The following is a 24,684-nucleotide window of genomic DNA, read 5'->3' as shown; positions in this document are numbered from 1 at the left end:
ACCGGCCTAGGGAGCCACGACCGGCTTGTTCGACAGGCCCCAGACGTAGGAGGCCAGCACATGGATCTGCGCCTCTGTCAGGCGCCCCTGCTGCGCCGGCATCTGGTTGGTCTTGCCGGTGTTGATGATCGAGATGATGGCTTCCTGGCCGTATCCATGCAGCCAGATCCGGTCGGCAAGATTGGGGGCGCCTATCGCCGGGTTGCCCGCTCCCGCGACGCCGTGACAGGCCGCGCAGGCGCTGAACTTGCTCTTGCCCAGCCCGGCGCGGACCGAATCATGCGGGCTGCCGGAAAGGCTCAGCACGTAGTTGGCGACGTTCTTGACGTCCTCCGGGGTGCCGACCGCCTCGGCCATCGGTGGCATGACGCCGGTGCGCCCCTGGGTGATCGACGCCTTGATCTTGTCGGGCGTGCCGCCGTGCAGCCAGTCACCGTCGGCCAGGTTGGGGAAGCCCTTGCTGCCGCGCGCATCCGAGCCGTGGCACTGCGCGCAGTTGTTCAGGAACAGGCGCTCGCCGATCGCCAGCGCGGCCGGCTCGCCCGCCACGCGCTCGACCGGCATGGCCGCGTAGGCGGCGTAGACGGGCTCGAGCTCGCGCTTGGCCTTGGCAAGGTCCTTCGCATACTCGTTCTCGGTACTCCAGGCGAGTTCGCCCCTGTAGCTGCCCAGGCCCGGATAGGCAACCAGGTAGACCAGGCCGAAGATGATGGTGATCACGAAAAGGCCGATCCACCAGCGCGGCATCGGATTGTTGGCCTCGCGCAGGTCCTCGTCCCACACATGGCCGGTCGTTTGATCGGGCCCGCCCGGGACTTTCGTCCTGGCCACCAGCCACAGCAGCAGTGCGCACAGCGCAATGCTGCCGAGCGTGGCCACGGCCACGTAGGTCGACCAGAAGTCACTGAAAAAATCGCTCATGGGGTTCTCTCAGTCCTGTTCGAACGGCAATTGGGCTGCATCCTCGAAAGCCTCCGCCCTGCGGCGCGAGAAGGCCCACACGAGGATGCCGATGAAGGTGGCGAAGGAGGCCAGCGTGGCCGCGATTCGCAAGACGGTGATGTCCATTGCCTGCTCCTTACTTGAGCGCGAGGCCGAGCGACTGGAGATAGGCGACCAGCGCGTCCATCTCGGTCTTGCCCTTCACATCGGCCGCCGCCTTGGCGAGCTGCTCGTCGGTGAAGGGCACGCCGACGCGGCGCAGGGCCCGCATGTGCGTGGCCGCCTCGGCACCATCCAGCGGCGCCTTCTCGAGCCAGGCGTAGGCCGGCATGTTCGATTCGGGCACCACGTCGCGCGGGTTGACCAGGTGGATGCGGTGCCACTCGTCGCTGTACTTCCCGCCGACGCGCTGCAGGTCGGGGCCGGTGCGCTTGCTGCCCCACTGGAACGGGTGGTCGTAGACGAACTCGCCGGCCACGGAGTAGTGGCCGTAGCGCAGCGTCTCGGCGCGGAACGGCCGGATCATCTGCGAGTGGCAGTTGTAGCAGCCCTCGCGCACATAGACGTCGCGGCCCAGCACCTGCAACGAAGTCGGCGGCTGCATGCCCGTCACCGCTTCGGTCGTCGACTTCTGGAAGAAGAGCGGCACGATCTCCACCAGGCCGCCGACGGCGACGACCAGCAGGATCAGCACGATCATCAGGAAGTTGTTGGTCTCGATCTTCTCGTGCGAGAAGCCGGACTTGGGTTCGTTCGAGTTCATGTTCTTCTTCCTCACGCGTGGGCGGCTGCCGGCAGCGGAATCGATGCGGGTGCCGAGCGCCCTGCGATGACGGTCATCCAGACGTTCCATGCCATGACCAGCATGCCGCCCAGGTAGAGCAGGCCGCCAATCAGGCGCACCACGTAGTAGGGAAAGGTGGCCTTCACGCCCTCGACGAAGGTGTAGGTGAGCGTGCCGTCCGTATTGACGGAACGCCACATCAGGCCCTGCATGACGCCGGCGATCCACATGGCGGCGATGTAGAGCACGATGCCGATCGTGGACATCCAGAAGTGCAGCTCGATGGCCTTGACGCTGTGCATCTCGGTGCGGCTGTACATCCGCGGGATCAGGTAGTAGAGCGAACCCATCGAGATCAGCCCCACCCAGCCGAGCGCGCCGGCATGCACGTGGCCCACGGTCCAGTCGGTGTAATGGGAGAGCGCGTTGACCGTCTTGATCGACATCATCGGCCCCTCGAAGGTCGCCATGCCGTAGAACGACAGCGCCACGATCAGGAAGCGCAGGATCGGATCGGTGCGCAGCTTGTGCCAGGCGCCCGAAAGGGTCATGACGCCGTTGATCATTCCACCCCAGCTCGGTGCCAGCAGGATCAGCGAGAACACCATGCCGATCGACTGGGTCCAGTCCGGCAACGCGGTGTAGTGCAGGTGGTGCGGCCCCGCCCACATGTAGGTGAAGATCAGCGCCCAGAAGTGCACGATCGAGAGCCGGTACGAATACACCGGCCGGCCGGCCTGCTTGGGGATGTAGTAATACATCATCCCGAGGAAGCCGGCCGTGAGGAAGAAGCCGACGGCGTTGTGGCCGTACCACCACTGCACCATCGCGTCCTGCACGCCGGCATAGGCCGAGTAGCTCTTCATCCAGCCGGCAGGGATCGCGGCGCTGTTGACGATGTGCAGCAGCGCAACGGCGATGATGAAGGAGCCGTAGAACCAGTTGGCCACGTAGATGTGGCGCACCTTGCGGATGCCGATCGTTCCGAAGAACACGACGGCATAGGCCACCCAGACCAGTGCGATCAGGATGTCGATCGGCCATTCGAGCTCCGCGTATTCCTTGCCGCTCGTGTAGCCCATGGGCAGGCTGACGGCGGCGGCGACGATCACGGCCTGCCAGCCCCAGAAGACGAACGAGGCCAGCGCCGGCGCGAAGAGGCGAACCTGGCACGTGCGCTGCACCACGTGGAAGCTGGTCGCCATCAGCGCGCAGCCGCCGAAGGCGAAGATCACCGCATTGGTGTGCAGCGGCCGCAAGCGGCCGTAGCTGAGCCACGAAATGCCGAAGTTGAGCTCGGGCCATGCCAGCTGCGACGCGATGATCACGCCGACGAGCATGCCGACCACGCCCCACACGACCGACATCAGGGCGAACTGCCGCACGACGGTGTCGCTGTAGACCGCTGCGGGAGGATTGGATACTTGCATCTTCTGGCCTTCTCGTGAACTGCAGCGAGTGTCCCGGCGAGCGCTGTACCGCTGTTTGATGCAAATCAATCGTTGCGCAGAATCCGCTCGCCCTCGCCCTCGACGTCGTCGAATTGACCACGCTCGATGGCCCACCAGAGCCCGCCCAGAATCACCAGGACGAGCACGACGGAAAAAGGAATCAGGAGAAAGAGGATGTCCATCAGCGCACGGCCTCGGCAGGGCGCGCCAGGCGCGCGGCGTTGAGCACCACGAGCAGCGAGCTCGCCGCCATGCCCAAGCCAGCGAGCCAGGCCGGCAGCCAGCCCGCGACAGCCAGCGGCACGCACAACGCGTTGTAGCCCGCAGCCCACCCCAGGTTCTGCCGCACGATGCGCAAGGTGCGGCGCGCCTGGGCGATCGATTGCGCAATGGCGTCGAGCGAGCCGCCCAGCACGACGAAGTCCGCCCTCGCCTGCGCCAACGGCACTGCGTTGCCGAACGCGAAGGAGGCGTGTGCATGCGCGAGCACCGGACCGTCGTTGAGCCCGTCGCCCACCATCGCGACATGTCGGCCCTGGGCCTGGAGCTGCTGCAGGAAGTCCAACTTCTGCTCCGGCGTGCAGTCACCTCGCGCGTGCCGGATGCCCGCGCGGCCGGCGAGCTCGCGCGCCACGGCCTCCCGGTCGCCCGAGAGAAGATGGACCGAGAGACCCTGCGCCTCGAGCGCGGCGACGGCGGCAGCGGCGTCGGGACGCAGGTCCTCGACCAGGACGAAGCTGGCGATCCAGCCTTGCCCGTCGCTCAGATGGACCTGCGCGGTTTCCACCTGCAGTGCCGCTACGCCGCAGAACGCTGCCGAGCCCATGCGCACGCGACGCGTGGCCTCGCCGCTGCCTTCCTTGCGGCGCACCCGCCCTTCGAGGCCAAGCCCCGCATGCTCTGTCAACTGAAGGAGCTCCCAGGCAGGCGGTGACCGAAACTGCGCGGCCCAGGCGTTCGCAAGTGCCCGGGCGGCCGGATGCAGCGACTGCGCCGCGAGCGCGGCCCCCAGTTCGACGGCGTCGCCCGGGCGCATGCCTTTCCTGCAATAGACCCGTTCGAGACGGGGAACATCTCGCGTGAGCGTGCCGGTCTTGTCGAAGAGCACGGTATCTACTGCAGCGAGCGCCTCCAGGGCTTGCAGGTTGCGCACCATCACGCCGCGGCGCGCCAGCCGGCCTGCGCTTGCGAGCATGGCGGCGGGCGTCGCCAGGGACAGCGCACAGGGGCAGGTCACGATCAGCACCGAGACGGCGACCATCAGCGCCTTGCCGGGGTCGATCGGCCACCAGAACGCTGCGGCCAACGAGGCTGCGGCCAGGACCGCCAGCATGAAGGGCCGCGCTGCCCGGTCGGCCAGCCGCGCGAGACGGGGCTTCTGCACCGAGGCGCTCTCCATCAACGCAACGATCTGCGCGAAGCGCGTGCCCGGCCCCAGCGCCTCGACCTGCATCTGCACCGTCGAGGCCAGGTTGTGGCTGCCGGCCAATACGCGCGCGCCGCAGGGGCGCGGCACGGGACGCGATTCGCCGGTCAACAAGGCCTCGTCCGCAGTGGTATCGCCGGCGGTGATGACGCCGTCAGCCGGAAAGGCCTCGCCCGGCAGCACGCGCACGATGTCCCCGAGCGCGAGGCGCCGCACCGCCACGCGCGTGAACATTCCGTCGGCGCCGAGTCGCTCGACGCTGTCCGGCAGTCGGTTCATCAGCGCCTCCAGCGCGCCGGCCGTGCGCTCGCGCAGCCGTGACTCGAGCCAGCGGCCGGTGAGCAGGAAGAACACGAACATCGTGAGCGAGTCGAAGTAGACCTCGCCCCCCAACGGGCCGGTGTCATCGAAGGTGGCTGCGGTGCTGACGACGAAGGTGATCGCAATCCCGAGCGCGACCGGCAGGTCCATGCCGATGCGGCGACCGCGCAGATCGAGAAGTGCGCTGCGAAAGAACGGGCCGCACGAGAACATGATCACCGGCAGCGTGAGCACCCACGAGGCCCAGCGCAGCAGCTGCGCGGCATCGGGGGTCATGTCTCCGGGCTGCGCGATGTACGCGGGATAGGCGTACATCATCACCTGCATCATGCAGAAGCCGGCGACCAGCCAGCGCCAGAGCGCGAGCCGCGCCTCGCGCGAACGGCGTTCGCGCACGAACATGTCACCGGCCGGCACGAGCCGGTAGCCGGCGGCCGCGGACGCTGCAAACCAGCGCGAGGGCTTCACAGCCGCGGCCGACCACACGACACGGGCGCGCCGGGTTGCGGCATTCACTTCAGCTTTCTCGACGCCCTGCACCAAGGCGAGCGCCGCCTCGACCGTGAAGGCGCAGGCTGCGCAATGCATGCCTTCGACCACCACCTGCGACTCCCAGAGGCCGGTGGCAGGCTCGCCCTCGAGCGAACGCCCGAACGCCGACCACTCGGCCGGGTCGTCCAGCAGCGACCAATTCGCCTGTGCGGCGCCATCGGCGGATACGGGTTCCTCGCGGGCGGATGGGCGGGACACAACTGCGGCTTGCATCGCGCAAGGCTATGGGGGCGCATGCATCCCAGCCTTGATCTGGATCAAACCCCCTTCGGACTCGTTTCGTACGCTTGCAGCATCCATCCATCCTTGTGAATCGAGAAAGACCATGTTCAAACGCATCCTCGTCGCCACAGACGGCTCCGCGCTCTCGAAGAAGGCCGTGAAAAGCGCCGTCGAGCTTGCGGCCCAGAACGATGCCGACCTGGTGGCAGTCACCGTCGTGCCCCGCTACCCCAAGAACTATTTCGACGGCGCGATGGTCTTTTCGCACGACGAGGTCGCGCGCATCGAGCGGCAATGGGCCGAAGCTGCGCAGGGCAGGCTGGACGAGGCCACCGCGCTGGCACAGGCCGCGGGCGTCAGGAGCAAGACGGCAACCGTCAACTCGGACCTGGTGGGGGACGCCGTGATCGCCGCTGCCAAGAAGCACAAGAGCGACTTGATCGTCATGGCGTCGCACGGCCGCAAGGGCATCAAGCGCCTGCTGCTCGGGAGCGAGACGCAGCACGTGTTGACACATTCGGAACTGCCGGTGTTGGTGCTTCGCTAGGCCATCGTACGCATCCCTCCAGGAGTTGATCCCCATGACATCTATTCAGAGCCGAATGCTCAAGGCAATGGTCTTCGTTCTTGCGACTGTTGCAGCGACCGGCGCGCTGGTGGCCGCAGGTCTCGCGGAAGAGCCGCAGCCCGCGGCCCCGAGCGCCTGCTTCTTCTGCCTGCCGGCAACCGCCAGTTGAAGGGTCGTCCGCACGGCGTCGCGACCTTGATCGGTCCCCCGCCGGTCGGGTGAACCATGCGGCGCCTGCGCTTTCTCACCGGCCGGCACCGTACGCCGTCCATCAACCGGCTGCTCGGGCTGTTGCTCGCCTTTGTCGCGGGCGCTGTCAACGCCGGCGGCTTCCTGGTGGTCCACATGTACACCTCGCACATGACGGGCTTTGTCTCGATGCTTGCGGACAACATCGTGCTCGGCAACATGGCGCTCGTGCTCGGCGCGACGGGCGCACTGACGGCCTTCGTCTGCGGCGCAGCGTGCACGGCAGTGATGGTGAACCTGGCGCGCCAGCATCAGCTGCGCAGCGGCTTCTCGTTGCCCCTGTTGCTGGAAGCGATGCTGCTGTTGCTGTTCGGCCTGGTCGGCGCCACGACCTTGAACCGTCCGACGCCATTCGCGGTGCCGTTCACCGTGTTGTTGCTGGCTTTCCTGATGGGACTGCAGAACGCGCTGGTCAGCAAAGTGTCGTCCTCGCAGATCCGGACCACGCACATGACCGGCGTGATCACCGATCTCGGCATCGAGCTGGGCAAGCTCGTCTACTGGAACCAGGCAGGTACGCCGCCGCGCGCCCACGTGCGCGCCAACCGCGCGAAGCTGCGCCTGTTCGGAATGCTCCTGACGATGTTCCTGCTGGGCGGGTTGGTGGGTGCCGCAGGCTTCAAGTACGTCGGGTTCATCTGGGTCGTGCCGCTGTCGGCGCTGCTCTTTGCGGTCTCGATGCCGCCCCTGCTGCGGGACCTGCGGCAGTCCGTCTACCTGCGCGCGACGCTCGGCCGCATGGCGCGCACGTTGCGGCCGCCCGAGGGCCGCCGCTGAGGCCAATGGGGCATTGCGACCATCGCCACGAGATCAAGCTCCTTCGCTGCCCTCGACACCTTGCCAGCGCCGCCCGTCATGGAGCTCCCGCGCAAGAAACTCGATGAACGCCCTGACACTGGACGCCACATGTCGGCGCGCAGGGTATTGCGCGTAGACCCCGAACTTGTGCAGCCCTCGGCCAGGAAAGAGACGCACGAGCCGCCCGGCTCGGATATCTGCGGCGATCAGGTAGTCGGGCCCCACGCTGATGCCGGCGCCCGCCAGCACCGCTTCGCGCAATGCAAGGCTGTTGTCCGCCTGCACGGCTCTGCGCACCACCACCGTCTCTACCTCGCCGCTCTCGGACACGAAGCGCCACTCGCGTGACGGCTTGACGTCGCTGTGGACCAGGCAACGGTGCTCGGCCAGGTCCTGGGGCGTCGTGGGCGATCCGTACCTGGCAAGGTATTCGGGCGCGGCAAAGGCGTAGTGGCGGATGGGCGCCAACTGGCGGGACACCAGCCCAGAGTCTGCCGGGTTCGAGACCCGGATCGCCATGTCGAAGCCTTGATCCACGATGTCCTGGATGCTGTCGTTCATGCGCAGCGCGACCTCGACATCGGGGTAGAGACGGCCGAAATCCGCCAGCAGCGGCGCCACATGCAACACCCCCAACGCAACCGGTGCCGTGATGCGCAGCCTGCCGCTCGGCCTGGCCTGCGAAGCCGAGATCCGCAGCGTTGCTTCGGCGATCAGGTCGATGCCGGCACGCGAGGCCCGCTGCAAGTGCGTGCCGGCCTCTGTCAGGCTCAGCTTGCGCGTGGTCCGGTTCAGGAGCCGCGCGCCCAGGTGCCGCTCGAGCCGACTGATGGCCTGACTCACCGCGGGCCGCGACAACTCCAGGACTTCGGCTGCGGCCGTGAAGCTGCCGCACTCGGCCACGCGGACGAAGACGGCGATGTCGGGGAGGTGCTTCATGGGCGGGATTGGAGCATGGAGGCAAACAATGTGTTTGGCGCCATGTCTTTTTCATCGGTGGCATCAAGGTCAGCATCCAGGCGACGCCGAAAGGAACGCCGATGCCATTCACTTCTCCATCCATACGCCGCCGCGAAGGCCCGCCTTCCAGTGGCGGGCACGCCAGCCGCACGCTGCTTTTCTCGGTCGCCGTCGGCATCGTCGTGCTGGGCCTGTTTGCCTCCCAGGCCCTGTTGCCGGCATTGAGTCAGTCCATGCACCTGCGACCGGGCACTTCGGGCCTGATGACCACGCTGACGTTGCTGGGCTATGCCGGCGGGCTCTTCTTCCTGGTGCCGCTCACTGACGTGGCGGAGAGTCGTTCGTTGATCCTGGGCATGCTCACACTCGACGTGCTCGCACTGGGCGCACTGGGCGCACTGGGCACGACGAGCAGCGTGCCGCTTTTTCTTGCTGCGTGTTTCGCCTCGGGCGTGTCCGCGAGTGCGGTGCAGATGCTCGTGCCGATGGCCGCAGCATTGAGCCCGCAGCGCCAGCGCGGCGAAGTGGTCGGCAAGCTCATGAGCGGGCTCATGCTCGGCATCTTGTTGTCGCGTCCGATGGCAAGCCTCACGGCGCAGGCGCTGGGCTGGCGCTGGTTCTATGGCGGCCTGGCAGCTGCCGTCGGCGTGCTCGCGCTGGTGCTTTGGCGCAGCCTTCCCGCGCTTGCGCCGGCCGGCAAGCTGCCATATCCGAGACTGATCATCTCCATGTGGGCACTCCTGCGCCAGGAGCCGGTCGTGCGTCGCCGCGCCGTTTCGCAGGCGCTGTGCATGGCCGCGTTCAGCATGTTCTGGACGAGCATCGTGCTGCGGCTCGGCCAGGCGCCATTCCATCTTGGCAACACGGGCGTTGCAGTGTTCGCGCTGTCCGGCGCAGGCGGCGTGATCGTGGCGCCGCTCGCTGGCCGTGCCGGCGACCGCGGCTGGACCCGGCCGGCCACTTTCCTCGCACAAGCCGTCATCGTGGGCGCGCTGGCGCTGGCGGCGTTCGCGGATGGCACACAAGCTCATCATGCGCGCGCGATGCTGCTCTTGCTCGGCGTCGCGAGCGTGTTGCTCGACATGGGTGTGATCGCGGAGCAGGCACTGGGGCGGCGCGCTGTCAACATGTTGCAGCCCGAGGCGCGCGGAAGGCTCAATGGCCTCTTCACGGGGATCTTCTTCGTGGGTGCTGCCGCTGGCGCGAGCTTGTCGGGCCCGGCGTGGGTTCTTGGAGGCTGGCTTGGTGTTTGCGCCTGCGGCGTCGTCTTCGGACTGATCGCGTTGATCGTGACTGCGATGCCGATTGGTGGTGGCGACGCTGGCCCGGGCGATCGCCACGCGTCGAATCCGGGATGGAGCCTGGCGCCGAGGCAACTGCTTGTCGGGACGACGCAGCGCACCGATGACAACCTCGCGAGCGTCGAACGATTGTGCTTGCGGACTTCCCACTCCCGACACTAGTGATGCGGCAGCAGGTTGCCGGCGGGTTGGCAGGCAATGCCTCATTGGCGCTGCGAACTACTCGAGGGGCTTCAGCTGCCGCGCCCGCCCCGGGGCCTTTCCCATGACTCGCTTGAAGGCGCGGCTGAATGCCGCTTCGGACTCGTAGCCCAGCCGGTAGGCGGCCGACGAGACGCGCACGCCTTGTTCGCCAATCCATCGGCTGGCCTGTGCCATCCGCACTTGGGCCACGTATCTGGCGGGACTCTCGCCCACCGTACGAGTGAACGCCTCGGTGAAGGTGGAGCGAGAAGCGCCCATCACCGATGCCAGTTGGGGAACAGTCCACCTGGCACCAGGGTCGCGATGGATGGCGGCGAGCACCTTCCCGACGCGGGGGCAGCGCAGCGCCGATACCAGGCCTCTCGTATCCGCCGGCGCCGAGAGCACCCACGCGCGCACCATCAAGGCCGCGAGGGCATCAGCCAAGCGTGCCTGGATGGCCTCCGAGCCCGCCGCGGCGCGCTGCACCTCGCGCTGCATGGCCTGCAGCAGGTCCGGCACATTCGGTTCCTGCCGGGCCAGATCGCTGAGGACCAGTACTTCCGGCATCAGTTGCAGCAGTGGATGCAGCGGGTCCATCTCGAAGCGGAACGTGCCGCAGAACATCGCGTCGGTGGGCTCGGCATGCGGATTGCCTTCCATGCCGTTCACCAACTGCATGTCGTCGGCGAGCACGGTCGCTCGCAGGCGCTCGATCTCCGCCGGGGGGAAATCCGCCGCGCTCGCCACGATATGGAAGCCGCCACGAGGCAGCAGCACGGCGTCCCCTTTGGCGAGAGAGACCGAACCCATGGATGCCGTCCACAGCCGAATGTTGCCGCCGCTGACGTAGTGGAAACGCGGCAAGCCTTGGGGCCCGAACGCCACGCTCCACGGCGAGCGCAGCAAGCAGCGCTGGTAATTCACGCCGTGCAGCCGCAAGGTTTGCAGCAGCGGGCTCATCAACTCTGCGCCTGGGTGGCGCTCGCCTCGTTCTTCGGACAAATCGTCAAGCATTCCGGCTAGTTCGGTATGGATGCGTCGGGATCGTATTCCTAAGCTGGTGACCTCACGCCAATCCGGGATTCACCACGCCATGACACAACCAGTTCGCATGAACCGCCGCATCGTCCTTGCCTCGCGACCGAATGGGCTGCCGACGCAAGGCAACTTCCGCATGTCGACGGAGCCCATCCCCTCGCCTCGCGAGGGCGAGGTGCTGCTGCGCACGCTGTACTTGTCGCTCGATCCCTACATGCGAAACCTCATGGACGAAGTCGGGCCAGGGTATGCGCCGCCGGTGGCTCTGGGCGCCACCATGGTCGGCGGCACGGTCAGCCGCGTCGTCGAGTCGCGGCACCCCGCCTTCAGCGCGGGACAGCTCGTCCTCGCTCACGCAGGCTGGCAGGACTATGCCTCGTCCGACGGAAGCGATCTAATGCCGCTCGGCGACCTGGGCACGCCTTCGCTGGCTTTGGGCGGACTGGGCATGCCTGGCTTCACCGCGCATGTGGGTCTGATCGACATCGGCCGCCCCCGGCCGGGGGAAACGGTGGTTGTCGCCGCGGCGACGGGTGCGGTCGGCGCCGTGGTGGGGCAGATTGCAAGGATCCAGGGCGCCCGGGCAGTTGGGGTCGCGGGTGGTGCGGACAAGTGCCGCCAGGCCGTCGAGGAACTCGGGTTCGACGCATGCATCGACCGTACCGTCGACGACTTCGAGGCGCGCCTGGCGCGGGCCTGCCCGCAGGGCATCGATGTCTACTTCGAGAACGTGGGGGGCAAGGTCCTCGAGGCCGTGCTACCGCTGCTGAACCTCGGTGCGCGGGTGCCAGTATGCGGCTTCATCGCGCACTACAACGACGCCGCGCCGCCGCCGGGTCCGGACCGGCTGCCTCAACTGCTCTCGACGGTGCTGCAGAAGCGGGTTCATATGCAGGGCTTCATCATTCTTGACCACTACGGCGAGCGCTTCCAGGCGTTCCAGACCGAGATGAAGGCATGGCTGGCCGACGGCCGCATCGTGCTGCGCGAGCATGTGGTGGACGGGCTCGAGCGGGCCCCGCAAGCGCTGGCGGCCCTGCTGCAGGGCCATCACACGGGCAAGGTCGTGGTGCGCGTTGACTGCGGTCAGCCGTGATTCGACTTCCCCGGAGGCAACTTCACCTTGATCCACTCGCTCGAACGTACGCCCGGCAGATAGATGCTCGAGCGGCGTTTCGCGACCAGGCCCTTCATCCCCAGCAGCCTGGCAGTCCCCTTCAGCAACCGCTTCGCGCCCTCCTCGAAGTACTCCACCACGACGATGCCCCGGGAAGGCTCGGTAAACAAGCGATTCAAAGCGGCCTTGCGCAGCAACAGCGGCTGGGTCGTGATATCTGCGCCTCGGTCGACGAGGAGGTCGAAGACACAATAGACAACCGGCTTCGCCCTTTCGTACCAGCGCCGATGCTGGGCGCGCTGCTGAAGTGCCCGGGGGTCGCTGCGGCCGAGATCGTCCAGCACGCAGACCTCTCCATCGACGACGAACGGACCGCCTGCCACTTCGGCCAGGCGGTCCGTGATCTCTGGAAACCACTTGGTCGCGTCGGCGCCATTGCGCGTGCGCAACTGCACGGCGTGCGCCCCGAATTCTGCCGTGACGCGTACGCCGTCGTATTCCAGCTCATAGATCCAGCCGGGTTCCTCCAGGTCGAACTGCCGCTCTGACAGCAGCATGGGCTTGAAGTCTGCGAGGCGGACCACTATGGCTCCCCGCGCGCGATCTCGATGCGCTGAAGCAACGCGTCCGTCGCGTGAGATGGCTCATCGCTTCGACCGACGACCTGGGTGAGCGGCGCCGAGCCCGGCGGCTGCGTCGGTTGTGCAGCCTGGGTTGCCGGGGCGGCGGAGTACAGGCCGCTTGGTGAACCGGCTCCCTGCGTGGGGATCCGGACCGGCACGTAGGCCAGGCGCCGGTCGCGCATGACCAGCAATGCGACCGTTCGACCTGCTGGTATGCGCGACAGGCTACGCCGGAAATCGTCGACGTTCCCGAGCCGCATGTCGTTCACGGCGATGATGAGGTCGCCGGAGCGGATGCCCTCGCTGCGCGCCAACCCTGCGGCGTCGCGAACGAGCAGACCGCCATCGACACGCAAGCGCAGGCGCCATGCGGGCGACAACTCGCCGAGCTTCAGTCCGAGCCCGTCGTTCCATTCAGCCGCCGCACGGGTCAACGAGGCGATCCTGGAACGCGGCTGTTCCGAGAGCGTCGCCCAGACGGTGAACATCGCGCCCCGCCGCCACACATCCATCCGGCTGCGGGTCCCAGGCGTGCTGTCGGCGAGGTGCTGCAGCAGCTCGGTGGAGTGCGAAATGGGAACGCCGTCGAACCTGGCGATGACATCGCCCTGCGCCAAGCCGGCCGCTTGGGCGGGACTGCCGGCGTCCACCCGAACCACAAGAGCACCGGTTGCCTGAGGTATGCCGAAGGATCGGGCCAGGGCCATCGTCACTTCCTGCACTTCGGCACCCAGGTGAGCGCGTGGAACCGTGCCGTGTGCGCGCAGCTGGGTGGCGATCTTCATCGCGAGATTGATCGGTACGGAGAAGGAGAGACCCATGTAGCCGCCGCTTCCGCTGTAGATCATGGAATTGATCGCCACGACTTCGCCGCGGCTGTTGAACAGGGGACTCCCCGAGCTGCCGGGATTGATGGCGACGTCCGTCTGGATGAAGGGAACCGCCCCGGCACCACCGATGAACCGGTGCGTTGCACTGATCACGCCGCTGGTGACGCTACCGTGAAAGCCGAACGGCGCGCTGATCGCGGCAACCCAGTCGCCCGGAGCGAGTCGAGAAGAATCGCCGATGACAGCGACCGGCAGATCGTTCGCCTCGATCTTCAACAAGGCCACATCGGTGCGCCTGTCGACGCCGACCACGCGTGCCTTGAATCGGCGGCCGTCGTCCAGGCGGACCTGGGCTTCATCGATATCCGCGACCACGTGCGCGCTGGTGAGGATCAGCCCGTCGCTCGCAAGGATCACGCCCGAGGCGAGATCTCGGATCTGGCTGAGTCGCACACTCGCCGGAAGCGGCCAGGCCAGTCGATCGGCGAAGTCGTTCTCGGGCGCGAACTCCAGTTCGAGGTCCTCCTGGTGCAAGTCGCGACCGACGCGCAGGGTCGTGATGCTGACGACCGCTGCCCGGCGGCTGGCCACGAGCGACGAGAAGGCAGGCGCGTGCCGTGCACGGGCCTCGGTGCCAACGCCTGCCGCAGGCGCTTGCCCAGGGCTCACTGCACAAGCGCCGAGAAGGAGTGCCAGTCCCAGGACGAAAAGATGGGCTGTGGGGCGAAGCATGGATCGGGTCTTCCAGCGTTTGTCCTCGATTGATTCGCTTCCATGCCGCGAAGTTCATGGGCTGTTTCAAATTGGGCGCCCGATGGCCTGCGTCGCGGACTCGCCAAATGAGCGTGCCGAACGCACGACGGGAGCCAGGCATCCGATCCACCCACCGTGCTTGACCTGGCGCGGTACCAACTCTGCGCGAAGAGCGGCGCTGATGCGGACATCTTCGAGCCGGGGACGTCTCAGCGGTGCCGGCGGATGGGATCGTGCGCAACGGACGCATTGGCGGTGTGCTGCGGCTGCGCCGCCAGCAAGGCGCAGCTGACTCCGTTGGTCCAGCCGAAGCCGTCCTGCAGCGGGTACTCGCCACCACCGCCGCCGGCGGAGTTCTCGTGCTCGACGTGCCGCAGCGCATACTTTTCGACCAACTTTCCATCGCGTTCGTAGACCGCCGCCACGGTAGCAAGCCAGCGCCTGGCGATGGTGTTCGAGATCCAGTGGCAGCCGTAGTCGGCAAACCCCTGGCTGCCCATCCACTGAAGCGGCGCCCAGCCGTTCGGCCGGTCCCACTGCTGATCGCTCGTGCATTCGGTCGTCGAGATGCCACCGGGCGCCAGCAGCCGCGCCGTGACGGTGGCAGCCAGCGCCTGCGCATGCAGAGGGTCGGCCATGCCGACGAACAGCGGCACGACGCAGGCCGCGGTCAGGCAGCTTCGCCGCCCCCGGCCACGCCAGTCATAGTCGAAGAACGCTCCTTGCGCGGCATCCCAGCACAATTCGACGATCGCCGCCTTGCGCGCGCTGGCCCGCTGCGCAAACTCGCGCGCGACATGGTCGTCGCCGTCCCGCTTCGCCAGTGCTGCGATCCTGCCTTCCAGCGCGTAGAGAAAGGCGTTGAGATCCACCGGCACGATGTCGGTGGTGCAGATGCTCGCCAGCGACGGGGCAGTGGCGGCGCGGGCCTGGACAGGCCGGGGCGCGGCCTTGCGCGGCGGCGCCTCGCGCAGCCAGCGACTGCTGAAGTCCCAGCCGGATTCGCACGCCGCACGCAGATCCCGGTACACCTCGGCCGGCTCGCGGCTGCAGCCCTCGACGGTCGTCACGTCTTCCAGCCACGACTCCTCGCGCGGTGCGTCACGGTCGTCCCAGTAGCGGTTGAGCAGCACACCGGCATCCAGGCGAACCACCCGCCGGCAGGCCGCGCCGGCCGCCAGGCCCTCGCTGCCGCTCATCCAGTAGGCGTGCTCCTGTCGAAGCTGCGGCAGGAAATCGAGCGCCTCGATGGCGCCATGCCGTTCGGCGAGGTCGACCATGAGCGAGAACACCGGTGGTTGCGAGCGGCTCAGGTAATAGGTGCGCGTGCCATTCGGCACATGCCCGAAGGTGTCGATCAGGTAGGCGAAGTTTTCCACCATGTCCTGCAGCAGCCGGGTGTGGCCGGCAGAGGCCAGGCCCAGCATCGTGAAGTACGAGTCCCAGTAGTAGAGCTCGCCGAACCGGCCTCCGGGCACCACATAGGGATGCGGCAGCTGCAGCAGCGATGCATGCGGCGGATGGGCTTTGGGATGCCGGGTGAGAACCGGCCACAGCGCTTCGATATGCGCGCCGATGGGTTGCCACCGCTGCGACTCGTACTCGCTGGGAGCCGGCCGGACTGCCCTGAAATGAGCATGCACGAACTGCGGGAGATCGAAGCCCGGCTCATGACTGCGCGAGCGATAGGCGTCCAGGATCGCGGACGGCTCAGCCAGCGGCGCGCAGTCCACGAAGGTCTTGCTGTCGGAGAATACGCGCTCGCGTTGCACGGCAATGAACAGCTCCTGGTAGCGATCCGCCGGTGTCAGGAAGTCGGGCGCCGGTGCTTCGGAGGCCTGCTTCGAACGCTGCGCGCCGGCAGGCGCTGCCCTGCCCGTGTCGGCTCTCATTGCTTGGCGATGTCCCGCGAGGCACCGGTGACCACCCACCAGAGCGCATGCGGAAAGATTCGGTTCATCGAGAATCTCCTGGGTTGTCAGGGAAAGAAGGAGGCAGTGATCGATCTGCTCCGCTGCGATGGGAGGGTGGTCAAACGTCACGAACATGTTTGACCGAGCGCACAGCACAAGTTCCAGATGCGCCGCATCCTGGTCGTCGCCGCGCAGCAGCCAAGGCTTCGGCAGGCCCCGGCAAGTGAATGAGGACACATGCACAGGCTGGAAGTTCGCCTACACGCTTTGCGCTCGGCGTCCCTCAGAGTGATTTCAATGAGTCCTCGCCGGGGCCGCACCATGGCGAAAACCCTATACGCCCGGCCATCCCCCTCGACCACGTGCCCATGAACGCCAGAATCCGCAAGTTCATCAACCTGGCCGGCGAATCCTTCTGGCTGGTTCCCGGTGCGATGGTGCTCGCTGGCATCCTGCTCGCATTCGGCTTGCTCGGCCTCGATCGCGGCGGCCACCTCTCCGCACGGCTGACCGAGAGCAGCTGGCTGTACGACGGCGGCGGAACGGGGGCGCGCACGCTGCTGGGTGCCATCGCCTCGTCGACAATCGCCGTCGCGGGTACCGTGTTCTCCATCACGATTGCCGCGCTCTCTCTCGCGGCCGGACAGATGGGGCCGCGTCTCTTGCGCAACTTCACGCGGGACCGCGGCGTCCAGTTCACGCTGGGTGCATACCTCGGGACCTTTTCCTATGCCTTGATGGTCCTTCGCAGCGTCAGGACGCAGGACGAGGGCCCCTTCACACCCCATCTGGCGCTAACGGTGGGAATCCTGCTGGCATTCGTCTGCGTCGCGACGCTGGTCTACTTCGTCGGCCACATGGCGAAGCGGATCAACGTCGACACGGTGATCGAACTGGTGAGCGACGACATCCAGGCTGCCTTGAAGGCCACGGTCGCAGGCGCGGCGCAGCCCGCCTCGCCTGCGGCCAGCTTCTGGGCGCATGCCACGAACATCGTCGATAAGCGACGCGGATACCTCCAGCAGCTCGACGAAGCAGGTCTTGCGGACTGGGCGTCGCACCACCGAACCGCGATCCGACTCCTTGTCCGCAAGGGCGACTATGTCTTTCCAGGAGCACCGATCGCCGTGATTTCAGTGTCGGTCCCCAAGGCCGAGGAGGCGGTGCGCAACGCCACCGCTCTGGGCACGTCGCGCGGCAGTGCGGGCGACGCCGAGTATGCAGTGCGCCAGTTGGTGGAAGTGGCGGTGCGGGCGCTGTCTGCCAGCATCAACGATCCGCACACCGCGATGAGCGTGCTCGATCGGCTCGGTGCAGCGCTCTGCGAACTTGTGGGATCACGGTTGCCGAGCGGCGTGATCATCCGTGAAGATGCGGTCGCGCTCGTAGTGCCCACCCTGACCTACAGCGCGCTTGTCAACGTCATGTTCCACATGATCCGCCAGAATGCCGCTGGCAGCCCCGCAGTGCTGATCCGCTTGCTCGATGTGCTCACCGCCGTGGTCGCTTGCGAGACCAACGTAGAGCGCCGCGAGGTCTTGTTGCGCCACGCTGATCTTGTCTGGGCAGACGCGCGGCGAAGCATCGGCAACGAATCGGATCTGGCCGACATCGGCCGTCGTCATGCAAGGTTTCGACGCACGATGGCCCACGGCGTGCTGGATGCCATCGGGGCACGTGACACCTAGTGCCTGCGCATCGGGGCATAAGGCGCTCAGCCGGTGACCGACCTCTTGGGAAAGCTCCATCCAAGGTTCATGCCAGCCGCGGCGACCAGGATCGCTGCCGAGCCAACGAATTGCAGCGGCTTGAGCTTGTGATCGAAAGCCAGGAAATCCACCGCCATGGCGAAGATGGGATAAAGAAAGGACAGGGCGCCCACCGAGTGCGTCGGTAGCTTCTGGATTGCGCCATACAGAAGGACGAAGACCAAGCCGGTGTACACCACGCCCATCACCACGAAATCGGCCCATGCAGGGGGGGCGGTCGGAAGGTTCGCCAGGTTCGCGAAGGGCGCGATCATGACCATGCCAACACACACATGGATCAATGCAATGAGGTGCGGCGGCATATTGCCGAGCTTCTTCGTCACGATCGCCGAGAGGGCGTAGAGGAACGCAGCGCCGAGCGCCATAAGGACCCCGGAAATGTAGTCGGCGTCGGAACCTGCATAGACCGCAGTCGACGGCCTCGCCTGCACGATGAGCAGGACGCCGGCGAAAGCGATGCCGAGCCACAGGAGCTTGGTTGCAGTGATGCGCTCGGAGAAGAAGACCGCTCCCAGGGCGACCAGCATGAACGGCTGTGTGTTGTAGACGGCAATCGCCACCGAGATCGACGCCCGTGAGAAGGCCTCGAAGATCAGCAGCCAGTTGAGGATGATTGCAGCACCGCCCAGGGCTGCCCAGCCGAGGCTCTTGAGGGTGGGCCTGAGGGCCAACGCCCCAGTGAAGGCACAGACCACCACCAGCGTCGCGGCCCCGAAAACGCAGCGCCAGAACAGCAGATCGATGACAGGCTGCCCAGAGCGCACGACGAACCAGCCGATGGTCCCGGAGATCAACATCGCAGCGGTCATCTCGACCGTGCCGCGAACTTTTGCATTTTTACTGCTCATTGCTCAGACCTTCGCTTCCGGCTGGTGCGCCGTTGCAGAGCTGACGGTGTCTGCGCAGGGCGGTAGACGCGAGGATAACCGCCTGGACCCGCGAGGCGTCGCATTCGGCGGCCCGCCTCTCCTGCGGCGCAGATCACACGACAGCACGACGCGGGATGGCCGCATTCATTGACGGCCGAGGGGGGCCCTCTCGAACTGCGATTGACACGCGAGGCATGCCGAAGCAGCCCGCGCGGCTGCACCTGCGCCTGCTATGTGGCCGAAGCAGCCACGTTGGACAGCAGCGGGCCGAGCCCTACCGCCATCGTCAGGTGCGCAATGACGGCATCGCGCAGCCGGGTGTACGGCGGCGGAGCTGGCCGTGCGGGTGGCCAAGGTGAATTCCACGGTGCTGCTGACGGGAGAATCCGGCGTCGGCAAGGAGGTCGTGACGCGCCTGATCCACAGCGAAAGCCCGCGCTCGGAAGGCCCGTTCATCAAGATCAATTGCGGGGCGTTGCCGCGCGAGCTGCTGGAGACGGAGCGGTTCGGCTACGAGCCGGGCGCGTTCACCGGGGCGCAGCGCCAGGGCAAGCACGGGCTGATCGAGCTGGCCGCGGCCGGAACGCTGTTCCTCGACGAGATCGGCGAGATGGCGCCGGACCTTCAGGTCAAGTTGCTCACCGTGCTGCAGGCGCCTGATCGTGACAAGCCCGCAGCCGCTGATCGGGCTGCCGGATCTGGAAGGCGTGCTGCCCGCCGACGCTGGAACCTTGTCCAGCCGCGGATCGCTGCGGGAGCGGGTCGAACGTTTCGAATCCGGCCTGCTCGAGGAGGCGATGCGCGCGCATGGCAGCACCCGCGGCGTGGCGAAGGCGCTGGGCATCAGCCAGTCGAGCGTGGTGCGCAAGCTCAGGGTGCCGCGCAGCACTGTCTGAAGCAACGCCCGGTTCGACCCGCAGACCCCGCCGGACCCAAGGCGCCGACACCGCAGGCCAAAGACCCGACCACTAGCCGGCCCACGCAAACGGGGCAAAGTGGCCGTTGCGGGTACCACTGGAATCATTCCACTTCATGCCGAAGACGTTGAACACGCTGCGCGTCGCCTTGGCCAGGTTGAGCCGGCTGTTCACGGGGTGCGCCGTGTTGTCCACGCCGAGGGCCTGCCCCGGTACCGATACGCTGGGCACGCCTTCGCAGGCCTGGTCGACGAGGTCACCAGCGCGCACGACGCGCTTCATGCCATCGATGTCGAACTGGATCTGACGACGCTCGACCCCGGCGACCTTCCCCACCAGCGGCGCCAGCGCTGCCATCGGCCCACCGGCCGCCCCAGTGGCGATGGCGCTGATGGCTTCGACCTGCGCATCCGATGCACTGTCGTCGATGATCAGCCCCACCGTTATGTTGCCTGCACCCATCACGCCCGGGGAATGCAACATGACGATGAACGACACGCCATCGAGCTGGACGCCGTCCTTCGCGCCTTGGTCGATGCGCATCGTGATCGCCGCTTGGCAGTCGCCTTCGGTCGGCTTCGCCGCGAGGTTGGCGGTTATGCATGGGCACAGGAAAGTGCAATTGCAGGTTTCCATGTACTCGCCACTGATTTTCCAGCTTGCCATTGCCGCTCCTTGGTGGTGACCGGTGTGCGGGTCGCGCATCGGTCAGGGTGGGCAGAATGACGCCCCCTCATGGCGCCTGCGTCGCTCCACCGTACCCCCGTTGCGCGTCAAGCGCAAGCCCAGGCACCTCGCAGCGCATGCATGTCCGCTTGCAGCTCTGGCGATCCCGGTTGACAGGAAGCGCCGAGCAGCAGATCGTGGAACGGATTACAGATGCGACAACGAGCCTTCATCAATGACCGCAAGATCGCCAGATCGATTGGCGCAGAAGGCACCGACACCAATGTCGTCGAGAACGGCGGCATGGTTGCTGATGCTCAGCCTCGTTGGCTGGGGCTTTCTGGCCTGGATCGCCTTCGACATGGGTCACCCGGTGGCACGGTTGACGATGCCGATGTCATCGGCCTGGCACTGGGACAACCTGCTTGCCGTCTGGTGCATGTGGGCCGTGATGATGGCGGCGATGATGCTGCCGTCGGCGCTGCCGATGGTGCAGGCCTTCGTCGCGCTGTGCCGCCGCAACAGCGACATTGAGCGCTCGCGTAGTTTTGTGAGCGCCTATCTGCTGGTGTGGTTCGCTTTCAGCATGGTGGCCACAGGGCTGCAATGGTTGCTGCAGGCCGCGGGCTGGGTCGACTCGATGATCGTCAGCACGTCGGCCGCGCTCACGGGCGTGCTGCTGCTCGTGGCCGGCGCCTACCAGTTCTCGCCGCTCAAACGCATCTGCCTTGCAAATTGCCGCACGCCAATGGGCTTCCTGATTGGGGAATGGCGTGACGGTGCATCCGGCGCCTTCGTGATGGGGCTGCGCCACGGTCTGTTCTGCCTGGGTTGCTGCTGGGCATTGATGGCGCTGCTGTTCGTTGGCGGGGTCATGAACCTTGCCTGGGTAGCTGCGCTGTCGATCGCGGTGGCGATCGAGAAGCTGATGCCGCAGGGGCAGCGTCTGGCGGCGCTTCTGGGCTTGGGACTGATCGCTGCCGGCGTGCTGCGCCTGTACTCGCTGGTGAGCTGATCGGCCCGCCACGGAATCTCGTCGCGTTGGAGGCAGGCACTCCTCAGGGGCGTCCCGTGCCCAGCGCTCCTCTTGTAGTTGGAGATGACCTCGCTGCGGCTGACCTGGCGGTCGTTGTTGCTGCACGACCAACTGCGGGATGTGGCGCTGGAACAGCCAGGGCGCCAACAGGAACCCGGCAGCGGCGCTCCGCCTTCAGGCGTCGATTCGAAAACGCTCCACGGCGTCGCTGTCCCATGCCAGGCCCGAGCCCGCGGCCTCGCTGGGCACCGCGAGGCCATCTCGGATCCGCAGCGGCGCCTGGAGCAGCGGCTCCGCCCAGTCGACGTACTCGAGCCAGTGCGCGGTGGGGGTGGCGGCCAGCAGGTGGGCCGTCACCTCGGGGAAGAGGTGCGAGGACATCTCGATCTCGTGCGCAGCGGCCAGCGCGGCGGCATCCATCCAGCCGGAGACCCCGCCGATACGCTCGGCATCGGGCATCACGTAGTCCACGCAACCGGCAGCCAAGGCTGCGGCCATGGCCTTGGGTCCGGCGAAGTTCTCACCGAATTGCAGTGGCGTCGACACCGTTTGCCGCAGACGCGCGTACCCGACGTAATCGTCATGGCGCAGGGGTTCCTCGATCCAGAAGACGCCTTCGCCGTCCAGCATCGCGCCGCGGCTCTGCGCCTCGCGGGGCGAGAGGGCCTGGTTGAAGTCCACCATCAGCGCCACCTCGTCCGGCAACGCCTTGCGCACCGCACGCACAGCGGCGAGGTCTGCCTCGGCGCTCGGTCGGCCGAGGCGCATCTTGACGCCCTCGAAGCCGCCGGCCAGCAATTCTTGCGCCTCGTCGGCCGCCGCCTGCGGCTCCACCAGCCCCAGGCCGTTGCTGTTGTAGGCACGCAGCGGCCGGGGCTCGGCGCCGAGGAGGCGCACCAGCGGCAGATCGGCCGCTTTGGCGAGCGCATCCCATGCCGCCATGTCGAGCGCTGCGCCGGCCATGGAGACCACGCCGCGCTGGCCGATCAGGCGCGAATAGTCGGCGACGGCCTTGCGCAGCGAGGCAGGCACCACCGGCCGGCCGCGCAGCCGCGTGCCCAGGTCCTCGACGAAAGCGGCGATGGCGCCCGCCGCAGCACGCAGGTAGCAGAACAGGTAGGCATGGCCGACGACACCTTCCTCGGTGTGCAGATCGACCAGCAGCAGCGGCGCCTCTCGCATGGCCTGCACGCTGGTCCACAGCGGCCGGGCCATGGGGACAACGACGGCGGTGGCAGTGAGCGAGCGCAGGGTGAGGCTCATCGGGAAGCCCCCTCGGCGTGCAACGCGAGGATGTCGAACACCGCCGTGTTGAACGGCGTGGGCAGGCCGAGCTCGAGGCCTCGACGGCTGACGTCGCCGCTCAGCCACTCGACCTCCAGCCGATTGCCGCGCTCGAGGTCGCGCAACATGGATGCTGTCATGTCCGCCGGCAGCTGGTCGCAGAAGCGCAGGCGATCCTGCGCGAAATCCGCTGCCAGCGCCACGCCCTGGGCACGGCCGACATCCACCGCCTCCTGCATGACCGCCTCCAGCAATCGGCGCGATGCAGGATGCGCGCGCACCTTGCCGATGGGGCTGCGGGTCGCGGCCGTGGTCGCCGACAGGCCAACCAGGAAGACGAACTTCTCCCAGATGACGCGGGCGATGTCTTCGCTGACCTCGGCGTCGATGCCGGCGCGCACGCAGGCTTCGTGAAAGCGCCGGATGCATTCGGTCTGCCGCTCCTCGTACGCGCCGAACACGAGCTTCTGCATGGTCCCGGCATGGCCGATCACGCCCGGCTCGATGATGGTGGCGGCGATGTAGCAAACGCCGCCGGCGACCGCGTGCTGCCCGAGCGCGGCGCAGAGCAGTTCGTCCTTGACGACACCGTTCTGGAGCGAGATGACCACGGTCTGCGGGCCGACCAGCGGGCGGATGGCCTCGGCGACAGACTGGGTGTCCCACAGCTTGACACCGAACAGGACGACATCGACAGGGCCGACTTCGGCCGGGGAATCAGTCGCCTTGGGGGACGGCACCTGCAGATCGCCGAGCGCGCTCCTGACCCGCAGGCCGCCAGCCTTGATGGCCGCCAGATGGGCCCCGCGCGCAATGAAGCTGACATCGCAGCCGCCCAGGGCCAGCTTGCTGCCGAAGTAGCCGCCGACGCCGCCGGTTCCCATGATCGCAACTTTCATGTCGGTCCTTTTGTTGAATGATCGTTCTACAATTCTAGTCACACTAAGAAGGCGTGTTCATGCCGGGCGAGAACAACGATCCACTTTTTTTTGATTGATTAATCTACAATTTTGCAATGGGACGTACAAGAAGTTTCGACACCGGCGAGGTACTGGACAAGGCCGTCGACGTGTTCTGGGAGCGAGGCTACGACGCCGTCGGCATGCAGGAGATCTGCCGCGTCACGGGGCTGAACTCCGGCAGCCTGTACGCGGCCTTCGGTGACAAGCGCGGACTCTTCGTCCAGGCCCTGCAACGCTATATGGGCGAGGTGTCGCAGCAGGCGATCGAGCGTTTGAACGGCAACCCGTCGGGTCTTGCAGGCATCCTCGACTACTTCAAGAGCCTCGTCGGCGCGATGGTCGAGGGCAAGCGCAAGTGGGGCTGCCTCGTCACCAACTCGGTCGTCGAGTTCGCCATGACGGACGCCGAGATCGCGCAGGCCTTCCGGCTGCACCTGGCTCGGCTCGAAGCAGCTTTCGCGGGCGCGATCGAGCGCGCCCGGCGCGAGGGCGAGCTGCCGCCGGGCGTTCCGTCCCAAGAGGCCGCGGCCTTTCTCGTCTGCACCGTGCAAGGGCTCAATGTCCTGGCCAAGACGCGGCCCGGCCGGAAGACTCTCGAAACGGCGGTCCGCGTGGCCATCGGGGCGCTGGATAGTCCGAGTGCCGGAGCGAGCGAGCCGCCCACCCCTAGCCGAGCTGCTCGGCAAGCCCGACGATGATGCCCTCAGGCCCACGCATGTAGGCGAGCCGGTACGCTTTCTCGTACTGCATCTGGCCAATGAGTTCTGCGCCATGGGCCTGCATCCGCGCAACGACAGCGTCGATGTCATCGACGGCAAACATGATGCGACGAAGACCCAAAGCGTTCACCGGCGCTTTCACGGGTCCAAACCTGACTGCATCTGGCGTGTGGAACTTGTCCAGTTCAATTCCCTGCCCATCGGGAGTCCGCAGCATCGCGAGGGTGGCTCGGACGTCTCCAAGCCCTATGAGGCTCCCGACAGAAGGCCCTTCAACCGTGGTTTGGCCCTCAAGCTCGAGGCCCAACTCGATGAAGAACGCTTTCACTGCTTCGAGATCGTCGACAACTATCAGGACGTTGTCCATTCGCTTGACTGTCATGTCCTTCGGTCCCTCTTTCAACGATGTCGCATATTCGGGGGGAATT

At 66.6% G+C, this 24,684-nt stretch carries 25 protein-coding genes and 1 pseudogene; 10 read left to right on the top strand and 16 right to left on the bottom strand.

Translation table 11 applies throughout. From position 1 onward, the window contains the following. Positions 1-6: 6 nt before the first annotated feature. From ccoP to E5P3_RS06625, 6 genes are all read right to left on the bottom strand, one after another. Positions 7-921 (bottom strand): cytochrome-c oxidase, cbb3-type subunit III, encoded by a 915-nt coding sequence (ccoP, locus tag E5P3_RS06650; protein ID WP_162585258.1) that lies wholly within the window; start codon positions 919-921, stop codon positions 7-9. 9 nt (positions 922-930) lie between these two features. Continuing rightward, entirely contained in the window at positions 931-1,068 is a 138-nt protein-coding gene (locus E5P3_RS06645) for a cbb3-type cytochrome oxidase subunit 3 (RefSeq protein ID WP_162585257.1), read from the bottom strand. Between the two features lie 10 nt (positions 1,069-1,078). Beyond that, positions 1,079-1,705, bottom strand: a complete 627-nt coding sequence (gene ccoO / locus E5P3_RS06640; RefSeq protein ID WP_162585256.1) for a cytochrome-c oxidase, cbb3-type subunit II — start codon at positions 1,703-1,705, stop codon at positions 1,079-1,081. Between the two features lie 11 nt (positions 1,706-1,716). Further along, positions 1,717-3,156, bottom strand: a complete 1,440-nt coding sequence (ccoN, locus tag E5P3_RS06635) for a cytochrome-c oxidase, cbb3-type subunit I (RefSeq protein ID WP_162585255.1) — start codon at positions 3,154-3,156, stop codon at positions 1,717-1,719. 65 nt (positions 3,157-3,221) lie between these two features. Continuing rightward, complete coding sequence (gene ccoS / locus E5P3_RS06630; RefSeq protein ID WP_162585254.1) at positions 3,222-3,359, bottom strand: cbb3-type cytochrome oxidase assembly protein CcoS; 138 nt, start codon at positions 3,357-3,359, stop codon at positions 3,222-3,224. Beyond that, positions 3,359-5,689 (bottom strand): heavy metal translocating P-type ATPase, encoded by a 2,331-nt coding sequence (locus tag E5P3_RS06625; RefSeq protein ID WP_162585253.1) that lies wholly within the window; start codon positions 5,687-5,689, stop codon positions 3,359-3,361. Before E5P3_RS06625 ends, ccoS begins: the two co-directional genes overlap by 1 nt. Positions 5,690-5,801: 112 nt before the next feature. Here E5P3_RS06625 and E5P3_RS06620 point away from each other — a divergent pair, with 112 nt between their 5' ends. From E5P3_RS06620 to E5P3_RS06610, 3 genes are read left to right on the top strand one after another with little or no spacing between them, the layout of a single operon-like run. Then, positions 5,802-6,245 (top strand): universal stress protein, encoded by a 444-nt coding sequence (locus E5P3_RS06620; RefSeq protein WP_162585252.1) that lies wholly within the window; start codon positions 5,802-5,804, stop codon positions 6,243-6,245. A gap of 34 nt (positions 6,246-6,279) precedes the next feature. Further along, positions 6,280-6,435, top strand: coding sequence for a hypothetical protein (locus tag E5P3_RS06615; RefSeq protein WP_162585251.1), 156 nt, complete (start codon positions 6,280-6,282; stop codon positions 6,433-6,435). A 56-nt stretch (positions 6,436-6,491) separates the two neighbouring features. Further along, a complete protein-coding gene (locus E5P3_RS06610; protein WP_162585250.1) occupies positions 6,492-7,292 on the top strand; it encodes a YoaK family protein in 801 nt (266 codons plus the stop codon). 33 nt (positions 7,293-7,325) lie between these two features. Here E5P3_RS06610 and E5P3_RS06605 read toward each other — a convergent pair whose 3' ends face one another. Then, on the bottom strand, positions 7,326-8,252 hold the full coding sequence (locus E5P3_RS06605) for a LysR family transcriptional regulator (protein ID WP_162585249.1): 927 nt from the start codon (positions 8,250-8,252) through the stop codon (positions 7,326-7,328). A gap of 101 nt (positions 8,253-8,353) precedes the next feature. Here E5P3_RS06605 and E5P3_RS06600 point away from each other — a divergent pair, with 101 nt between their 5' ends. Continuing rightward, positions 8,354-9,736, top strand: a complete 1,383-nt coding sequence (locus E5P3_RS06600) for an MFS transporter (protein ID WP_162585248.1) — start codon at positions 8,354-8,356, stop codon at positions 9,734-9,736. A 57-nt stretch (positions 9,737-9,793) separates the two neighbouring features. Here E5P3_RS06600 and E5P3_RS06595 read toward each other — a convergent pair whose 3' ends face one another. Beyond that, on the bottom strand, positions 9,794-10,720 hold the full coding sequence (locus E5P3_RS06595; RefSeq protein WP_232073006.1) for an AraC family transcriptional regulator: 927 nt from the start codon (positions 10,718-10,720) through the stop codon (positions 9,794-9,796). 133 nt (positions 10,721-10,853) lie between these two features. Here E5P3_RS06595 and E5P3_RS06590 point away from each other — a divergent pair, with 133 nt between their 5' ends. Then, entirely contained in the window at positions 10,854-11,894 is a 1,041-nt protein-coding gene (locus E5P3_RS06590) for an NADP-dependent oxidoreductase (protein ID WP_162585246.1), read from the top strand. Here E5P3_RS06590 and E5P3_RS06585 read toward each other — a convergent pair. The 3 genes from E5P3_RS06585 to treF form a co-directional block, all read right to left on the bottom strand. Continuing rightward, entirely contained in the window at positions 11,885-12,472 is a 588-nt protein-coding gene (locus E5P3_RS06585; protein ID WP_162585245.1) for an ATP-dependent DNA ligase, read from the bottom strand. The genes E5P3_RS06590 and E5P3_RS06585 overlap by 10 nt on opposite strands. Positions 12,473-12,498: 26 nt before the next feature. Beyond that, a complete protein-coding gene (locus E5P3_RS06580; protein ID WP_232073005.1) occupies positions 12,499-13,902 on the bottom strand; it encodes a trypsin-like peptidase domain-containing protein in 1,404 nt (467 codons plus the stop codon). A gap of 428 nt (positions 13,903-14,330) precedes the next feature. Beyond that, a complete protein-coding gene (gene treF / locus E5P3_RS06575) occupies positions 14,331-16,013 on the bottom strand; it encodes an alpha,alpha-trehalase TreF (RefSeq protein ID WP_162585243.1) in 1,683 nt (560 codons plus the stop codon). Positions 16,014-16,402: 389 nt separating this feature from the next. On the opposite strand from treF, the gene E5P3_RS06570 reads away from it, so the two are divergent. After that, positions 16,403-17,722 carry a DUF2254 domain-containing protein gene (locus E5P3_RS06570; RefSeq protein WP_162589559.1) on the top strand — a complete coding sequence of 440 codons (1,320 nt, stop codon included), beginning with the start codon at positions 16,403-16,405 and terminating at the stop codon, positions 17,720-17,722. Positions 17,723-17,748: 26 nt separating this feature from the next. Here E5P3_RS06570 and E5P3_RS06565 read toward each other — a convergent pair whose 3' ends face one another. Next, complete coding sequence (locus E5P3_RS06565) at positions 17,749-18,651, bottom strand: DMT family transporter (RefSeq protein WP_162585242.1); 903 nt, start codon at positions 18,649-18,651, stop codon at positions 17,749-17,751. A 346-nt stretch (positions 18,652-18,997) separates the two neighbouring features. On the opposite strand from E5P3_RS06565, the pseudogene E5P3_RS35730 reads away from it, so the two are divergent. Then, positions 18,998-19,324 (top strand): annotated as a pseudogene (locus tag E5P3_RS35730) (sigma 54-interacting transcriptional regulator); the annotation flags it as partial. A 10-nt stretch (positions 19,325-19,334) separates the two neighbouring features. Further along, positions 19,335-19,568: a TyrR/PhhR family helix-turn-helix DNA-binding protein gene (locus E5P3_RS35725; protein WP_232073004.1), complete on the top strand. Its 234-nt coding sequence runs from the start codon at positions 19,335-19,337 to the stop codon at positions 19,566-19,568. Positions 19,569-19,640: 72 nt separating this feature from the next. Here the strand turns inward: E5P3_RS35725 and E5P3_RS06555 are convergent, their stop codons facing one another. Next, positions 19,641-20,255: a DUF1326 domain-containing protein gene (locus E5P3_RS06555; RefSeq protein ID WP_162585241.1), complete on the bottom strand. Its 615-nt coding sequence runs from the start codon at positions 20,253-20,255 to the stop codon at positions 19,641-19,643. Between the two features lie 259 nt (positions 20,256-20,514). On the opposite strand from E5P3_RS06555, the gene E5P3_RS06550 reads away from it, so the two are divergent. Then, positions 20,515-21,270 carry a DUF2182 domain-containing protein gene (locus tag E5P3_RS06550; protein WP_232073003.1) on the top strand — a complete coding sequence of 252 codons (756 nt, stop codon included), beginning with the start codon at positions 20,515-20,517 and terminating at the stop codon, positions 21,268-21,270. Between the two features lie 195 nt (positions 21,271-21,465). Here the strand turns inward: E5P3_RS06550 and E5P3_RS06545 are convergent, their stop codons facing one another. Beyond that, complete coding sequence (locus E5P3_RS06545) at positions 21,466-22,554, bottom strand: enolase C-terminal domain-like protein (RefSeq protein WP_162585240.1); 1,089 nt, start codon at positions 22,552-22,554, stop codon at positions 21,466-21,468. Continuing rightward, entirely contained in the window at positions 22,551-23,474 is a 924-nt protein-coding gene (locus E5P3_RS06540; RefSeq protein WP_162585239.1) for a ketopantoate reductase family protein, read from the bottom strand. Before E5P3_RS06540 ends, E5P3_RS06545 begins: the two co-directional genes overlap by 4 nt. Before the next feature lie 116 nt (positions 23,475-23,590). On the opposite strand from E5P3_RS06540, the gene E5P3_RS06535 reads away from it, so the two are divergent. Then, the gene (locus tag E5P3_RS06535) at positions 23,591-24,235 is read left to right on the top strand and encodes a TetR/AcrR family transcriptional regulator (RefSeq protein ID WP_162585238.1); all 645 of its coding nucleotides are present in this window, start codon (positions 23,591-23,593) and stop codon (positions 24,233-24,235) included. Here the strand turns inward: E5P3_RS06535 and E5P3_RS06530 are convergent. Continuing rightward, positions 24,204-24,638: a VOC family protein gene (locus tag E5P3_RS06530; protein WP_162585237.1), complete on the bottom strand. Its 435-nt coding sequence runs from the start codon at positions 24,636-24,638 to the stop codon at positions 24,204-24,206. The genes E5P3_RS06535 and E5P3_RS06530 overlap by 32 nt on opposite strands. Positions 24,639-24,684: the final 46 nt, after the last annotated feature.

The organism is Variovorax sp. RA8 (genome assembly GCF_901827175.1).
In the GTDB taxonomy this organism is placed as follows: Bacteria; Pseudomonadota; Gammaproteobacteria; order Burkholderiales; family Burkholderiaceae_C; genus Variovorax.
The sequence above is the reverse complement of the archived record's forward strand: the minus strand, read 5'-3'. Positions and strand labels throughout refer to the sequence as shown.

Coding starts and splice junctions, on each gene's coding strand:
- ccoP (WP_162585258.1), bottom strand. CDS start 921: ATGAGCGATTTTTTCAGTGACTTCTGGTCGACCTACGTGGCCGTGGCC.
- E5P3_RS06645 (WP_162585257.1), bottom strand. CDS start 1,068: ATGGACATCACCGTCTTGCGAATCGCGGCCACGCTGGCCTCCTTCGCC.
- ccoO (WP_162585256.1), bottom strand. CDS start 1,705: ATGAACTCGAACGAACCCAAGTCCGGCTTCTCGCACGAGAAGATCGAG.
- ccoN (WP_162585255.1), bottom strand. CDS start 3,156: ATGCAAGTATCCAATCCTCCCGCAGCGGTCTACAGCGACACCGTCGTG.
- ccoS (WP_162585254.1), bottom strand. CDS start 3,359: ATGGACATCCTCTTTCTCCTGATTCCTTTTTCCGTCGTGCTCGTCCTG.
- E5P3_RS06625 (WP_162585253.1), bottom strand. CDS start 5,689: ATGCAAGCCGCAGTTGTGTCCCGCCCATCCGCCCGCGAGGAACCCGTA.
- E5P3_RS06620 (WP_162585252.1), top strand. CDS start 5,802: ATGTTCAAACGCATCCTCGTCGCCACAGACGGCTCCGCGCTCTCGAAG.
- E5P3_RS06615 (WP_162585251.1), top strand. CDS start 6,280: ATGACATCTATTCAGAGCCGAATGCTCAAGGCAATGGTCTTCGTTCTT.
- E5P3_RS06610 (WP_162585250.1), top strand. CDS start 6,492: ATGCGGCGCCTGCGCTTTCTCACCGGCCGGCACCGTACGCCGTCCATC.
- E5P3_RS06605 (WP_162585249.1), bottom strand. CDS start 8,252: ATGAAGCACCTCCCCGACATCGCCGTCTTCGTCCGCGTGGCCGAGTGC.
- E5P3_RS06600 (WP_162585248.1), top strand. CDS start 8,354: ATGCCATTCACTTCTCCATCCATACGCCGCCGCGAAGGCCCGCCTTCC.
- E5P3_RS06595 (WP_232073006.1), bottom strand. CDS start 10,720: ATGAGCCCGCTGCTGCAAACCTTGCGGCTGCACGGCGTGAATTACCAG.
- E5P3_RS06590 (WP_162585246.1), top strand. CDS start 10,854: ATGACACAACCAGTTCGCATGAACCGCCGCATCGTCCTTGCCTCGCGA.
- E5P3_RS06585 (WP_162585245.1), bottom strand. CDS start 12,472: ATGCTGCTGTCAGAGCGGCAGTTCGACCTGGAGGAACCCGGCTGGATC.
- treF (WP_162585243.1), bottom strand. CDS start 16,013: ATGAGAGCCGACACGGGCAGGGCAGCGCCTGCCGGCGCGCAGCGTTCG.
- E5P3_RS06570 (WP_162589559.1), top strand. CDS start 16,403: ATGAACGCCAGAATCCGCAAGTTCATCAACCTGGCCGGCGAATCCTTC.
- E5P3_RS06565 (WP_162585242.1), bottom strand. CDS start 18,651: ATGAGCAGTAAAAATGCAAAAGTTCGCGGCACGGTCGAGATGACCGCT.
- E5P3_RS06555 (WP_162585241.1), bottom strand. CDS start 20,255: ATGGCAAGCTGGAAAATCAGTGGCGAGTACATGGAAACCTGCAATTGC.
- E5P3_RS06545 (WP_162585240.1), bottom strand. CDS start 22,554: ATGAGCCTCACCCTGCGCTCGCTCACTGCCACCGCCGTCGTTGTCCCC.
- E5P3_RS06540 (WP_162585239.1), bottom strand. CDS start 23,474: ATGAAAGTTGCGATCATGGGAACCGGCGGCGTCGGCGGCTACTTCGGC.
- E5P3_RS06535 (WP_162585238.1), top strand. CDS start 23,591: ATGGGACGTACAAGAAGTTTCGACACCGGCGAGGTACTGGACAAGGCC.
- E5P3_RS06530 (WP_162585237.1), bottom strand. CDS start 24,638: ATGACAGTCAAGCGAATGGACAACGTCCTGATAGTTGTCGACGATCTC.